Source organism: Ruminococcus flavefaciens 007c (genome assembly GCF_000571935.1).
In the GTDB taxonomy this organism is placed as follows: domain Bacteria; phylum Bacillota; class Clostridia; order Oscillospirales; family Ruminococcaceae; genus Ruminococcus; species Ruminococcus flavefaciens_F.
Map to the genome: position 1 here is coordinate 146,032 of NZ_ATAX01000024.1, position 13,579 is coordinate 159,610.

General features: G+C 40.8%; 14 protein-coding genes. All 14 read right to left on the reverse strand.

Annotation, left to right across the window (positions count from 1 at the left end; all coding sequences use genetic code 11):
* The 14 genes from asnB to RF007C_RS08675 all read right to left on the reverse strand — a co-directional run bounded on the left by asnB (position 1) and on the right by RF007C_RS08675 (position 13,577).
* Complete coding sequence (gene asnB / locus RF007C_RS08610) at positions 1-1,872, reverse strand: asparagine synthase (glutamine-hydrolyzing) (protein ID WP_037299136.1); 1,872 nt, start codon at positions 1,870-1,872, stop codon at positions 1-3.
* Positions 1,873-1,955: 83 nt separating this feature from the next.
* Positions 1,956-2,945: a tyrosine recombinase XerC gene (locus RF007C_RS08615; protein WP_037299137.1), complete on the reverse strand. Its 990-nt coding sequence runs from the start codon at positions 2,943-2,945 to the stop codon at positions 1,956-1,958.
* Positions 2,942-3,457 (reverse strand): NUDIX hydrolase, encoded by a 516-nt coding sequence (locus tag RF007C_RS08620; RefSeq protein ID WP_051456599.1) that lies wholly within the window; start codon positions 3,455-3,457, stop codon positions 2,942-2,944. Before RF007C_RS08620 ends, RF007C_RS08615 begins: the two co-directional genes overlap by 4 nt.
* A gap of 393 nt (positions 3,458-3,850) precedes the next feature.
* Positions 3,851-5,068 carry an ATP-dependent Clp protease ATP-binding subunit ClpX gene (gene clpX, locus RF007C_RS08625; RefSeq protein WP_082316738.1) on the reverse strand — a complete coding sequence of 406 codons (1,218 nt, stop codon included), beginning with the start codon at positions 5,066-5,068 and terminating at the stop codon, positions 3,851-3,853.
* 10 nt (positions 5,069-5,078) lie between these two features.
* Positions 5,079-5,669 carry an ATP-dependent Clp endopeptidase proteolytic subunit ClpP gene (gene clpP, locus RF007C_RS08630; protein ID WP_019678690.1) on the reverse strand — a complete coding sequence of 197 codons (591 nt, stop codon included), beginning with the start codon at positions 5,667-5,669 and terminating at the stop codon, positions 5,079-5,081.
* 88 nt (positions 5,670-5,757) lie between these two features.
* Entirely contained in the window at positions 5,758-7,065 is a 1,308-nt protein-coding gene (gene tig, locus RF007C_RS08635; protein ID WP_037299139.1) for a trigger factor, read from the reverse strand.
* Between the two features lie 101 nt (positions 7,066-7,166).
* Complete coding sequence (locus RF007C_RS08640; RefSeq protein ID WP_037299140.1) at positions 7,167-7,859, reverse strand: metallophosphoesterase; 693 nt, start codon at positions 7,857-7,859, stop codon at positions 7,167-7,169.
* 3 nt (positions 7,860-7,862) lie between these two features.
* The gene (thrC, locus tag RF007C_RS08645; protein WP_037299141.1) at positions 7,863-9,356 is read right to left on the reverse strand and encodes a threonine synthase; all 1,494 of its coding nucleotides are present in this window, start codon (positions 9,354-9,356) and stop codon (positions 7,863-7,865) included.
* A gap of 11 nt (positions 9,357-9,367) precedes the next feature.
* Complete coding sequence (locus tag RF007C_RS08650; RefSeq protein ID WP_037299142.1) at positions 9,368-9,745, reverse strand: YraN family protein; 378 nt, start codon at positions 9,743-9,745, stop codon at positions 9,368-9,370.
* Positions 9,742-10,356, reverse strand: coding sequence for a ribonuclease HII (rnhB, locus tag RF007C_RS08655; RefSeq protein WP_037299143.1), 615 nt, complete (start codon positions 10,354-10,356; stop codon positions 9,742-9,744). Before rnhB ends, RF007C_RS08650 begins: the two co-directional genes overlap by 4 nt.
* The gene (ylqF, locus tag RF007C_RS08660) at positions 10,356-11,237 is read right to left on the reverse strand and encodes a ribosome biogenesis GTPase YlqF (protein WP_242836290.1); all 882 of its coding nucleotides are present in this window, start codon (positions 11,235-11,237) and stop codon (positions 10,356-10,358) included. The genes rnhB and ylqF overlap by 1 nt, the downstream gene beginning before the upstream one ends.
* Positions 11,238-11,290: 53 nt before the next feature.
* Positions 11,291-12,049, reverse strand: coding sequence for a signal peptidase I (lepB, locus tag RF007C_RS08665; protein ID WP_037299145.1), 759 nt, complete (start codon positions 12,047-12,049; stop codon positions 11,291-11,293).
* Positions 12,050-12,166: 117 nt separating this feature from the next.
* Complete coding sequence (rplS, locus tag RF007C_RS08670) at positions 12,167-12,511, reverse strand: 50S ribosomal protein L19 (RefSeq protein WP_019678698.1); 345 nt, start codon at positions 12,509-12,511, stop codon at positions 12,167-12,169.
* Positions 12,512-12,785: 274 nt separating this feature from the next.
* Positions 12,786-13,577 carry a class I SAM-dependent methyltransferase gene (locus RF007C_RS08675; protein ID WP_037299146.1) on the reverse strand — a complete coding sequence of 264 codons (792 nt, stop codon included), beginning with the start codon at positions 13,575-13,577 and terminating at the stop codon, positions 12,786-12,788.
* Positions 13,578-13,579: the final 2 nt, after the last annotated feature.

Sequence of the window (13,579 nt, forward strand, 5' to 3'; positions counted from 1 at the left end):
TCAATATTTTCCGTTATTTTCAAAATATACCTTATACCATATCAGGAAGATAAACACAGTCCATATTTTTCTGCTGTTATCTGCTTTGCCGCTGCGATGATCGTCAAGAAGTCTTAGAAGGGGAGCGGTATTAAAGAACTGTCTTGAACTCTCGCTCTCAAAATAACTCTTTACAAGGTCATAATACTTATCTTTCTTTAGCCATACTCTAATAGGTACAGGGAAGCCGAGCTTCTTTTTTGCAGCTGTTTTGGCTGTTTGTTCCGGAGTGTCCTTTTTTGCAGCCAGTCTCATAGCATATTTTGTGATATATTTTGTCTCATCGGTACCCTTATCGTGCGTAACTCTGTATTTAGTGGGTATCTTTTCCGCAAGAGCCATCACTTCCTTATCGAGGAAGGGGACACGAAGCTCCAGTGAATTGGCCATGCTCATTTTATCAGCTTTAAGCAGAATATCTCCTGCCATCCACATATGAAGATCAAGATACTGCATTTTTGTAACATCATCTTTGTTTCTGACGTTGTCATAGAATGGTTTTGTTATTGCACATGGATCCGGGGCATCTGTCTTTATTTTCAGGAGTTCCTTGCGCTCATCAGGCCTGAACATATATGCATTACCGATAAAGCGCTCCTCAACGTCCTTGCCCTTGCGCACAAAGAAGTTTACTCCGCGCTTTGCAGGAAGTTTTTCTGCGATTTTTCCGACTCCTCGTTTGATAATCCGCGGCAGCCTGTCATAAACTGTTCCGTTTGGATCACTGTATACATTATATCCGCCGAAGATCTCATCAGCTCCTTCTCCGGAAAGAACGACCTTTAGTTTATCGGACGCAATATTGCATACAAAATAAAGTGCAACAGCAGAAGGATCAGCCAGCGGTTCATCCATATGATACTGTATCATTGAAAGACTGTTCCAGTATTCATCAGGTGTAATAACTTTGCTTGTATTCTCTTTATTTATGGCCTTTGAAAAGTTCTTTGCCCAGCCTATTTCGTTATACTTTTCATCGGAACCGAATCCTACAGTAAAGGTTTTGTCGACATCTGCTATAGCTGCTACATAACTTGAATCGACTCCGCTCGACAGGAAAGAACCTACCTCTACATCGGCGATCTTGTGGGCTTCAACGGAATTATGGAAAGTATCGGATATTCTGTTTACCCAATCTTCGAGCTGAGTTTTTTCATCGGCGTTGAAATGTACATCCCAGTAACGTTTTGCTTCAAATCTGCCGTTCTTGAATCTGAAAAAATGTGCCGGAGGGAGCTTGTAAACATTTTTAAAAAACGTTTCTGAAGTAGGGGAGTACTGGAATGTAAGGTAATTCTCAAGTGCATTTGTATTAAGCTCCTTAACAAATGAAGGATGCTCAATAAAGCTTTTTATCTCAGAACCGAACATAAATGTACCGTTCATGTTAGCGTAATACATTGGCTTTATGCCAAAAAAATCACGAGCTCCGAAAAGTTCCTTATTATTTTTATCCCAGATGACAAAGGAAAACATACCTCTGAGCATTTTCAGAAGCTTTTCACCGTATTCTTCATAACCATGGATAAGAACCTCTGTATCTGTGTTCGTACTGAATTTATGTCCGGCTTCAATGAGCTTTTCACGGATCTCTCTGTAATTATATATCTCTCCATTGAAAATAATTACAAGTGAGCCGTCCTCATTGAAGATAGGCTGATCTCCGCTTGAGCTTACGTCTATAATGCTAAGTCTGCGATGACCAAGCGCAATACCTTCATCTATGTATTTTCCCTCTGCATCTGGTCCTCTGTGCTTGATTCTGTCAAGCATTCTACCGAGAACTTCGTCAGCATCGCTTACATTATTTGAAAAACCTACAATTCCGCACATATATATGTGACCTCCGATTACTAACTATTAAATCTCCCAGAATATTATACTACAAATCGATATAATTTGCAACACTCAAAATACTATTTATTTTCGTTTTCGTCAGATTTAACTTTAGCAAGCGGATTGCTTTCAACAGCATTTCTTACATTTTCATTATTAAGGTGAGTATATATCTCGGTAGTGGATGTGCTTTCGTGGCCGAGAAGCTCTTTGAGGGTAAGAACATCTGCATCACCGTATTGGTACATAAGTGTAGCGGCAGTATGGCGCAGTTTATGAGTGGTTATGCCTTTTCCGTCAAGCCCGGCTTTTTGCAAAGTCTCTTCAACTATTTGCTGAACACGGCGTTTGGATATGCGCCTGTTCTGATTACTGATAAATAGTGCAGGCTCATCAGCAGCCTTGGGATTACTTTTTCTTATAGCCAGGTATTTATTAAGAGCATCAATGCAAGCGGGATTGAGATAAACCATACGTTCCTTACTTCGTTTGCCAAGAACCTTCAGACGATTCTCGTAAAAATCAATATCCTTTATATTAATGCCAACAAGTTCACTTAGACGCATACCGCAGTTCAAAAACAAAGTAAGAATACAATAATCGCGTTTGGAATCGGCATTATCAGCTGTTTCCAGGAGTCTTAGACTTTCGTTCAGAGAAAGAAATTTTGGTAAAGAAGCTTTGGGTACAGGCACATCAAGGTCTTTTGTAGGATCCTTTTCGATAATATGTGCTACTTTTTCAAGGTATTTAAAAAAGCTTCTGAGAGAAGAAATTTTTCTGTAACGCGCTCTATCCTTATTATGTCTTTCGTCAGAAGTATAAAAGATAAAGTTATAAATATCAGAAATTGAGATATTTCTGAGATCGGAAACTGTAAAATCCTTAATATCAATATCTTCAAGGTCTTTTCCGGTATTATGCGTATTTTCATACACAAATCTGAGAAAAAGTCTGATATCTGTATAATATTCTTCAATAGTACGCTCAGCAAGAAGCTTTACTATTTTCATATGTACAAGATATTCATTTAGAAATTCAGGGTTTGAATCGTTGTTCAGATTTTTCATAAATAATCCTTCTCCAATAAATATTCAAGAACTCTGGCTTCGCGTTCAATAAGATATTTGTCATAATCTGAATGATCATTAAAACGATTTACAGATATTGCGTGTTCGGCAGTTACGAATTCGAGCGTAAAACCTTCGTCAGATTCATATTGATCCAAAGACTGTGAGCTGATATTACTATTGACACGACAGAAATAGTAAAAGTTTTCCTGCTCGAAAATTTCGTTTTCAGCAAACCTGCTCTTTTGGATCCTAAGTACCGAACCAAGCTCATTTATAGAGTCCTCAATTACGGAAAGTCCTGTTTCCTCAAGAACTTCACGCTTCAGGGCGGACATTTTGTCTTCCGTATTTTCAATACCTCCGCCCGGGAATTTATAATAATCAAATTTTTTACTATAAACCATAGCGACTTTATTGCAGCAAATTATAACAGCTCTTACAGATGGGCGAATAAATCGTGAAAATGAAAGATCGTAATCCTTCATATCCATAGTAAAAAGACGTTTCATCAATGTACATCTCCAAAAAAATATAAATTATATCAAGGTATAAAGAAAGAGATTGACAAGCACAAATAGCCGTCAATCTCATTAGTCACAATCGAGCGGTTCGCTCTTTAAAATAGTATATCATCAAATAATGATTTTGTCAAGTAATAAGGTTTATAAACGGACAAGTGAATGAACAGTTCAAAGTATAAATAGAACGCTTGCAAGCTGAGAAGACAAGCAAATAAAAAAGTAGTCGGAATCCGTCCAACGCTCCCGACTACATAACCTACAAAGCAAGGAGTGATTTAATGAATGAAATATGTGAGAAATTCCGGTATTCATATGGTATAGCTAATAAGGAAGATATAGACCCCATGTTCATGGCGTAGTGTTAAAACTCCACCTAAACTTTCACCAAACTTTGATTTGGTGAAAGTTTCCGTCAGACGGAACAGTGAACATTGTATCCATGAGAATGGATTCAAGAATAGAACGAAGTCCGCGGGCACCTGTTTTCTGAACGATAGCTTTTTTAGCGATCTCTACAAGCGCATCATCCTTGATCTCAAGTTCTATATCATCATAGTTGAAGAGCTTCTTATACTGCTTGATAAGAGCATTCTTGGGCTCAGTAAGTATTCTTACGAGAGAAGCTTCGTCAAGCTCTTCAAGAACAGATATAACCGGAAGTCTGCCGACAAACTCTGGAACCATACCGAATTTTACAAGATCCTTCGGTACGACCTTCTTGAAGATATTGTCCATTTCTTCGGAATGAGGCTTTAATTCGCCGCCAAAACCGATAGTGGACTTGCCTATTCGCTTCTGTATCTGTTTTTCCAGACCGTCAAAAGCTCCGCCGCATATAAACAGAATATTCTTTGTATTGATCTGGATAACTTCCTGATTAGGATGTTTTCTACCTCCCTGTGGAGGAACATTTGATACAGTACCCTCTATTATCTTCAGAAGAGCCTGCTGAACACCCTCGCCGCTTACGTCTCTTGTAAGCGAAGTGTTTTCAGATTTTCTGGCTATCTTATCGATCTCGTCTATATAGATTATGCCTCTTTCGGCAGCCTTTATATCAAAATCTGCTGCCTGAATGAGTCTGAGAAGGACATTTTCTACGTCATCGCCGACATAGCCTGCTTCTGTAATTGTTGTAGCGTCTGCAATTGCAAAAGGAACATTAAGAAGCTTAGCAAGAGTCTGGGCAAGAAAAGTCTTTCCGACACCTGTCGGACCAAGAAGAAGGACATTGCTCTTCTGAAGTTCAACGCCGTCATCATCTACAAGATTCTTTTCATTATCCTGGCTCATTATTCGCTTATAATGATTATATACGGCTACTGAAAGAGAAATTTTTGCATCGTCCTGTCCGATAACATATTCATCCAGAAAAGCCTTGATCTCCTTAGGCTTCATAAGCTTAATGAGAGAAGTATCATTTTCAGATTCCGGCTTTGCAGCCTTTCTGTGAGCTTTAGCAACACCCGGACCATAGAGCATCTCATAGCAATAAGTTACACATTCATCACATATATTTGATGAACCTGCAGAAAACATACTGCGTACCCTGTTTTCCCCTTTGCCGCAGAAGCTGCACGATTTAAACGTTTCAGCCATTTAATAACCCCTACCTTTTTGTTATCACCTTGTCAATAAGCCCGTATTCAAGAGCTTCATTGGCTGTCATATAATTGTCACGTTCACAAGCAGCGTGTATCTCTTCAATACTCTTACCTGTATTATTAGCAAGAATTTCTTCGAGACGATCTCTTGTGCGTTCAAGATTTTTTGCGTGGATCATAATATCAGTCTGCTGACCGCCTAATCCGCCGCCGATAAGCGGCTGATGTATCATGATCTCACTGTTCGGGAGTGCGATCCTTTTGCCCTTTGCTCCGGATGAGAGAAGAAATGCTCCCATAGAAGCAGCCATACCGATACAGATTGTCGAAACATCACACTTGATATAATTCATAGTATCATATATTGCCATACCGGCTGTTACAGAACCTCCGGGGCTGTTTATATAAAGTGATATGTCCTTTTCCGAATCCTGACTTTCAAGATACAGCAACTGCGCAACTACAACACTTGCTGTTGCATCATTAACCTGATCGGAAAGCATAATTATTCTGTCATTGAGCAGACGCGAGTAAATATCATATGATCTTTCTCCTCGGCTTGTCTGTTCAACAACGTAAGGTACCAGTACGCTCATAGTATATCGCCCTTTCTTTAAAAACAGTTGTCCCACAATTGCTGCGGGACAACCTCGGATTATTTTGATTTATATGTCGGAAAAGGAATTATTCAGCCTTTTCCTCTGCAACAGAGTTATCCACAACAGCATTTTCCTTAACAAGCTCAATAGCCTTCTGAACTCTGAGATCTGTTACATAATCTTCAACAGGGATAAATCTCTTTATTGTTTCAACATCAATATTGTTAGCAGCAGCAAGATCAGCAAGACCGTTATTGATCTCTTCCTCTGATACTTCGATGTTCTCAAGATCAGCGATCTTCTCGAGAGCAAGTCTGAGCTTAACTTCGCTGACAGCTCTGTCTCTGTATGTCTCTCTGAAGGAATCCATATCCATGCCTGTATACTGGAAGTAGAGCTTTATGTCCATACCCTGCTGCTGGAGCTGCTGCTCAAATGATCTCATAAGAGCATCTATTCTCTGCTCAAACATACAATTAGGAATAGGAGCATCTACCTTTTCGATAAGAGCGTTCATTACAGCATTCTCAAAACCAGAATCAGCCTGACCTACAGCAGCTTCCTCAAGCTTTGTCTTAATATCGTCCTTATACTCGGCAACGGTCTCGAACTCGGTTGCATCCTTTACGAGATCATCGTTGATCTCAGGAAGCTCCTCATAGCTGATAGACTTGAGCTTGCACTTGAATGTAGCAGCCTTGCCTGCATAATCAGACATCTGATAGTCCTCGGGGAATGTAACATTTACATCGAACTCATCGCCGATGTTGTGACCAACGATCTGATCCTCAAATCCGGGGATAAACTGACCGCTGCCAAGACGAAGAGGATGATCTTCACCCTTGCCGCCCTCAAATGCTTCATCGCCGAAGAAGCCTTCAAAATCAATAACAACTTCATCGTCCATCTGAGCTGCTCTGTCGTCAACAGAAACTATACGAGCATTCTTCTTTCTGATGATGTCGATCTGCTTCTCGATATCCTCATCTGTGATCTTCTTGACTTCCTTGGGAGCTTTGATACCCATATAGTCAGAGATCTCGATCTCAGGCTTTGTTACGCACACAGCCTTGATCTCAACGCCGTTCTCCTTGTCGATAGAATTAACCTCAACGTTGGGTCTGTCAACGAGAACAAGACCTGTCTCCTTTACAGCGGCATCGATCTCGGGACCGAGAAGAGAATTGATAGCACCCTCGTAGAAAGCACCCTCACCGAACTCTCTCTCAGCAAGCTTTCTTGTAACCTTGCCCTTTCTGAAGCCCTTGATCTGGATATTCTTCTTCTGACGCTGATATTCCTTCTCAACAGCTTCCTCAAAGGTAGCTGCGTCAATAGAAATTACTAACTCGGTAGTATTCACATCTGTTTTGTTTGATGATTTTAAACTCATTTTGATACGTCCTCCAATATTTATATAACATACTTGGTATATTATACCACATTTCCGAAAATTTTTCTACTGATTTTCCACACTTCTGTATAATGCACAAATCACAAGACTTTTTCAGGTATAAATTGTAAATAATCACCTGCAATCAGATGAAAATTAATGTCATCATAGGTGTTTTTTACACATAATTCATGTGCTGAACGCCCATGTATATGCCCATAATAGCAATTTTTTATTTTATACCGGTACAGTATCTCAAGTATGTCGTAATTGAAATTAGTTGCAAAAATTGGTGGATAATGCAGGAACACTATTGGTTCCAATTCTTCTTTCAAAGCAGACAGTATAGATGTCTCAAGACGCTGTACTTCTCTTTTCAGAACTTTTTCGTCCTGAGTCTCACCGGGCATATTGACCCAGCCTCTTGTACCGCATATACCGTAGTTTTCATATCTGAAATGATTATTATGCAGTATTTTTATCGAGAAACACCTTTCTGCTTCAAGAAAATCCTCCATTTTCCGCATGGTCGACCACCAGTAATCGTGGTTTCCCTTTATGATAATCTTTTTCCCGGGAAGTCCTTCTATAAAACGGAAATCAGGAGCAGCCTCTGCAAGAGTCATTCCCCATGATATATCCCCGGGAAGTACGATTGTATCATCTTCTTTGACGAGCTCGGTCCAGTTCTTTTCGATCCTCTCCTGATAGTCTGTCCACCCCGGAAAGATACTCATAGTCTTTTCGGGATCTTCATGACACAGGTGAAGATCAGCGAGTACGAACAGGCTCATAGGTTATATACTCAGTGTTCTGAGCACATATTCCTTCTGTTCAGACTTGTCTATAACGTCATTGAAGCGCTCGGGCTTATTTCTTAATTCAGCAAGAGCAGCAGGAACAGGTATGTTTGAAAGCTCAGCGATACGGCCGACCTTATCGTACTCGTCAATATCTGAATTTCTACCTTCAAGAGCTTCAAGAACAGCAGCACTGAACTTGTAAGGACTTGCAGTAGAAGCGATGACTGTCTTTGTATTATCCTTTGTGGTTTCTTTATAATCGTTGTAAACCTTTACAGCAACAGCAGTATGAGTATCGCAGGTATATGAATACTTCTCATATATAGCGTGTATAGTAGCCTTTGTCTGGCTGTCGTCACAGAAGCCTGCTGCGAATTCTTCCTTGAGTTTTGCCTTTACTTCAGCGTTTACTTCGTATCGGCCTTCAGAAGCAAGCTTTCCGAACCATTCGCGGATAAGAGCGTCATCTCTGCCTGTCATTATGTAAAGAAGTCTCTCGAGATTGCTTGAGATGAGTATGTCCATTGAAGGAGAAACAGTAGCATAGAACTGTCTGTTTCTGTCATAAACACCTGTATTTATAAAGTCTGTAAGAACATTATTAATATTTGAAGCACATATAAGCTTATTTACAGGCACTCCCATGTGCTTTGCATAATATGCGGCAAGAATATTACCGAAATTACCTGTTGGAACAACTATATTGATCTTTTCGCCCAGTTCGATCTCGCCGTCCTTAACAAGTACGGCATAAGCAGACACATAGTATACGACCTGAGGTACAAGTCTTCCCCAGTTTATGGAATTAGCACTTGAGAACATCATGCCTTTGTTGTCAAGGGACTTTTTTACGTCATCATTGGTAAAAATAGCTTTAACACCATTCTGGCAGTCATCAAAGTTGCCCTTTATAGCGCATACTCCGACATTGGAGCCTTCCTGAGTTTTCATCTGGCGCTTCTGCATAGGACTTACTCCGTCCTCGGGATAGAAAACGAGTATTGAAGTACCTTCAACGTCCTTAAAGCCCTCAAGAGCAGCTTTTCCTGTATCTCCCGAAGTTGCTACAAGAATAACGATCTTCTTGTCAAGATTAATCTTCTTGGCAGAGGTGGTAAGGAAATAAGGAAGTATCTGTAAAGCCATATCCTTGAAAGCACAGGTTGGACCATGCCAGAGCTCAAGCATATATGTTCCGTCGAAAAGATGAGCGATCTCTGCGATGCTCTCTGTTTCAAAATTTCTGGTACTGTAAGCATTATCAGTACAATAATGTATCTCAGCCTCGGTAAAATCAGTGAGATACTTTGCAAAAATATAAGCCGCTCTGTCCGCATACTTCATATCTCCGATAGATTTTATCTCATCAAGAGAAAGCTGCGGGATGGTTTCAGGAACAAAAAGACCGCCTTCAACGGAAATTCCCTGAGTAATAGCCTCAGCGCTGCTTACTTTTACCTCACTGTTTCTTGTGCTGTTATAGAACATAATATCACCCTTCAAAATATGAAATTGTAGCCTGTGGTATCATAGGCATTTATAATATAATCAATGCTGAGCACCCTTCCTCGGTCGATGATGACTTGTGCGACATCAAATCTGGGTTGCAACAAATTGGGATGCTTACAACAATAATCTGCGGCTGTTTTGATAACCAGACCGCGTTTTCGCTTGTTGACAGCTTCAAAGCCCGATACCATACTGTCCGGTTTGCGTGCCTTGACTTCAACAAAGGCGATATATTCGCTGTTTTCGGCGATTATATCGATCTCGCCGCCTTTTATACGGTAATTCCTTGCGGCGATAGTATATCCATGCCCGACAAGATATGCACATACGCTGTCTTCGCCGAGCTTTCCTATTTCGCTGTTAGTCATATGATATTTTTCAGAAATGTTCTGCGATGGACATCAGAAATGCCGAATTCTGCAATTCTTTCATAATGCAGCTTTGTACCATAGCCCTTGTGCTGGCTGAAGCAGTACTGAGGATATTTCTCGTCAAGTCCACGCATATACCTGTCTCTGGACACTTTAGCAAGTACAGATGCAGCTGCGATCGAAGCTGAAACAGCATCACCGTGTATAACAAATCGGCTTTCACACTCGAGCTCCGGCAGTTTGTTGCCGTCAATTAGTGCAAGATCAGGCTTTAAGCCAAGTCCTGCCACAGCTCTTTTCATGGCTGTCATTGTAGCCTGAAGAATATTTAGCCTGTCGATCTCCTCGACACTGGCAGTTGCAACACAGTAAGCCTCTGCTTTTTCTATAATCTCATCATAAAGAAGTTCACGGTGCTTTTCTGATATTTTCTTGCTGTCATTGAGATAATTTATCAGAACCCCGTCCTTCAGAATTACAGCAGCAGCATAAACATCACCTGCAAGAGGTCCGCGTCCTGCTTCATCGACTCCGCATATTACAGGATACTGTCTGCGAAGCTCTTCATCATAATCAAAAAGCTCTTTATGAAGTATTATCCTTGCCATTACAGCTCCTTTTCGGGCGGATTTTCCAAAGAGATCCTACCGAGCTTACCGCCCCTGAACTCATCGATAACGGTAATTGCAGCTCTTTCGGTATTGATCTCGCCGCCTGATATGACCATTCCGCGTTTTTTTCCGACGTTTTCGAGAAGATCAAGCCCGGTTTCATTATCAGAAATGTCTATATTATATCTTTCAATAATGGATTCGGGATAATTTTCCGCAAGATAAGAAAGAAGCTTCATAGCCAGAGTTTCTATATCAAGAATATCATCGCTTATAGCGCCTGTAAATGCCAGTCTTATAGCAACATCCTGATCTTCAAATTTAGGCCAGAGTACTCCCGGCATATCCAGAAGCTCTGTATTATCATCCAGCTTTACCCATTGTTTTGTACGGGTAACTCCCGGCCTGTCCTCGACCTTGGCACGCTTAGAGCCAGCTAACTTATTTATAATAGACGATTTTCCGACATTTGGTATACCGACTATCATAAGTCTGACAGCAGCACCTGTCATGCCGTTTCTTGCCCTTTTATCCATAAGTTCTTTCAGCACGCTTTTTTTTATGACAGGAAGTATTGATTTAAGTCCTTTTCCTGACTTGCAGTCTACAGCAATTGCTTCGCTGCCCTCAGATCTGAAATAATTGATCCAGCGCTGAGTTGTTTTATCATCTGCAAGATCACTTTTGTTAAGAATAACAAGTCTTGGCTTATTCTTTGTCAGGTGATCCATTTCGGGATTACGGCTGCTCAGAGGCGAGCGTGCATCAACGATCTCAACAACTGCATCAACAAGAGAAAGATTAGAAGCAATAAGCCTCCTTGTTTTTGCCATATGTCCAGGAAACCACTGGATCTGTTTCATATCGGTGTTATCCACACTAACCTCCCGCAACTTTTATGTATTTATGCCTGAAATAGCATTCATTGATCTCAGAATAAAAGGATCTTAAAATCCTTTATAGGTGAATATCTGAGAACTGCCTTTCCGTATATCTGCTCCTTCTTGATAAGACCTACCTCAGGGAAACGGCTGTCAGCAGAACCTCTTCTGTTATCACCCATTACAAAATAATAACCTTCAGGAACAGTTATGGGGAAATTGAAAGCTCCGCCGGTGCTGTTTACTGTTTCTTTAATGTAAGGCTCGTCAAGAACCTTTCCGTCGACGATGACCTGTTCTTTTTCGGCATCGATGTCAAGTGTCTGTCCAGGCTCGGCAATGACACGCTTTATGATACACTCTTTAAGATCTGAGCCGGTTATGTCTTTGTCAATGACGTTTCCGCTCTGATCAAGAAGATATGCCATATCATTGTTGATAACAATAATATCACCGTAATGCGGCCCTGTGTAAACAGTTGTCATAAAAATCCTGTTGCCGTTAACGAGTGTATCGTTCATAGAGCCTCCTACTACATTAACAGGATGTAGCAGATATGTAAATATCATTACAATGACAAATACAGCTAAAAGAGTGGACTCGATTATTTCAAGAATATCATCGACTATCTTGCTTTCCTTTTTTTCAGCTTCTTCGTCCTGCTCTTTTACAGTCTCTTCATCGTCATCGTCAAGCGATTCAGCGATCTCCTCAGCTGTTTCAGCTGTCTCTTCGACAGTTTCCTCAACTGCATCGGCAATTTCTTCTATTTCATTATTTTCTGTTTTATCTTTTGTTATATCAGCCATAATTGCTGCCTCCAGACTTAATAATTATCAAAATGTAGCAAAAAAGGGACTTTAAGTCCCTTAAGGAAAGAAGATGAGTCAGCCGATATATTTCGGCTGAACTCAGTCTGCAACCTGTTAGCGGATCTGTTCCTTAACCTTAGCAGCCTTACCAACTCTGTCTCTGAGGTAGTAGAGCTTAGCTCTGCGAACCTTACCGCATCTTACAACCTCTACCTTGTCAACAACAGGAGAGTGAAGCGGGAATACTCTTTCGATACCGCAACCGTGTGCAACACGTCTTACAGTGAAAGTCTCGTTGATTCCGCCGTGCTTCTTTGCAATTACAGTACCCTCAAAGATCTGGATACGGCTCTTGTCGCCTTCCTTGATCTGAACGTGAACCTTTACGGTATCACCTACGTTGAACTGCGGAACATTTTCCTTCATGCTTGAATCGCTGATTAACTTAAGTGCATCCATTTTATTTTCCTCCTAAAATTTCCGAACATTCATACCTGTTCCGCCATAAGCCGTTCAGCATTCGGCAAATGCAGAAAATACTAAATAATCGCGCATATACAGCGCAAGGGCTCAAATAATGAGCATCAGGCAGCGGACTATCCGATTTAATGTCTTTCGGCATTAACTCTCATCCGGGCATAAAAATACCCGAACGGATTTCAAATGCTTTTATATCATACCATACTTTAAAGGAAATTGCAAGAGTTTTTTTCAAAAAAATAGAAAATTATTTTTATTTTTTTGAAAGAACTACTATCGAAGCACTGTGCAATACCTCAAATTTCTCCGGAGCAAGCTTTTCAAGGAGCTCCAGATGCTCTTTTTCCCACTTTGCGATCTCGTCCTGACTAAGTGAAGCGCCTATTCCTCGGCAGGCTTTCATACGTCCGTTCCATGTTTCACGTGTGAACGGAACCATTAAATCGAACTCCTCATGTTCCGTCATATAAAAATAATCGTAGGTCTTTTCAGATATGTAAGCCTGCTGACGCTTATATCCCCCACCGGTCCACTGGGGACTGTATTTCAATACAAGTTCCTCGCTTTTTCCAGCTATCTCATCTTCATCGGGAAGCCAGCCCATAAAAAGTACAACGAGCCTGCCATTTGGCTTGAGCAGTCTGTAGAGCTTTGGTATGACAGTCTTAGGATCAAAGTACCAGAAACACTGACAGGCAGTTATAACATCGAATGTCTCGTCAGGAAAATCAAGATCTTCCGCTGAACTTACGATATACTCGATATTCATGCCGCTTTCCGCAGAAAGACGTCTTGCCTGTTCTATCTGTCCTTCCGAAATATCCGTTCCGATCCATTCTGCACCGTATCTGTACATATTTCTCGGCAGTACACCTGTACCTGTTCCAAGGTCAAGAACCTTCTGACCTTCAATACAAAGACCTCTGTTTGCAATTTTATCATAGAATACAGGCGGATATATGTCTCTGAATCTTGCATAATCTGAGGAAGTACGTCCCCAGTCAAAAGCCTTTCCGCCGTCTATATTCTTATTGATTATCTCCATAT

What these genes read in the sequence shown, in the direction of transcription:
- tig (WP_037299139.1), bottom strand. Translation starts at nt 7,065, where the DNA reads ATGAGTTTAAAATCATCAAACAAAACAGATGTGAATACTACCGAGTTA.
- RF007C_RS08675 (WP_037299146.1), bottom strand. Translation starts at nt 13,577, where the DNA reads ATGGAGATAATCAATAAGAATATAGACGGCGGAAAGGCTTTTGACTGG.
- rplS (WP_019678698.1), bottom strand. Translation starts at nt 12,511, where the DNA reads ATGGATGCACTTAAGTTAATCAGCGATTCAAGCATGAAGGAAAATGTT.
- lepB (WP_037299145.1), bottom strand. Translation starts at nt 12,049, where the DNA reads ATGGCTGATATAACAAAAGATAAAACAGAAAATAATGAAATAGAAGAA.
- rnhB (WP_037299143.1), bottom strand. Translation starts at nt 10,356, where the DNA reads ATGGCAAGGATAATACTTCATAAAGAGCTTTTTGATTATGATGAAGAG.
- RF007C_RS08640 (WP_037299140.1), bottom strand. Translation starts at nt 7,859, where the DNA reads ATGAGCCTGTTCGTACTCGCTGATCTTCACCTGTGTCATGAAGATCCC.
- thrC (WP_037299141.1), bottom strand. Translation starts at nt 9,356, where the DNA reads ATGTTCTATAACAGCACAAGAAACAGTGAGGTAAAAGTAAGCAGCGCT.
- RF007C_RS08650 (WP_037299142.1), bottom strand. Translation starts at nt 9,745, where the DNA reads ATGACTAACAGCGAAATAGGAAAGCTCGGCGAAGACAGCGTATGTGCA.
- clpX (WP_082316738.1), bottom strand. Translation starts at nt 5,068, where the DNA reads ATGGCTGAAACGTTTAAATCGTGCAGCTTCTGCGGCAAAGGGGAAAAC.
- asnB (WP_037299136.1), bottom strand. Translation starts at nt 1,872, where the DNA reads ATGTGCGGAATTGTAGGTTTTTCAAATAATGTAAGCGATGCTGACGAA.
- RF007C_RS08615 (WP_037299137.1), bottom strand. Translation starts at nt 2,945, where the DNA reads ATGAAAAATCTGAACAACGATTCAAACCCTGAATTTCTAAATGAATAT.
- clpP (WP_019678690.1), bottom strand. Translation starts at nt 5,669, where the DNA reads ATGAGCGTACTGGTACCTTACGTTGTTGAACAGACAAGCCGAGGAGAA.
- RF007C_RS08620 (WP_051456599.1), bottom strand. Translation starts at nt 3,457, where the DNA reads ATGAAACGTCTTTTTACTATGGATATGAAGGATTACGATCTTTCATTT.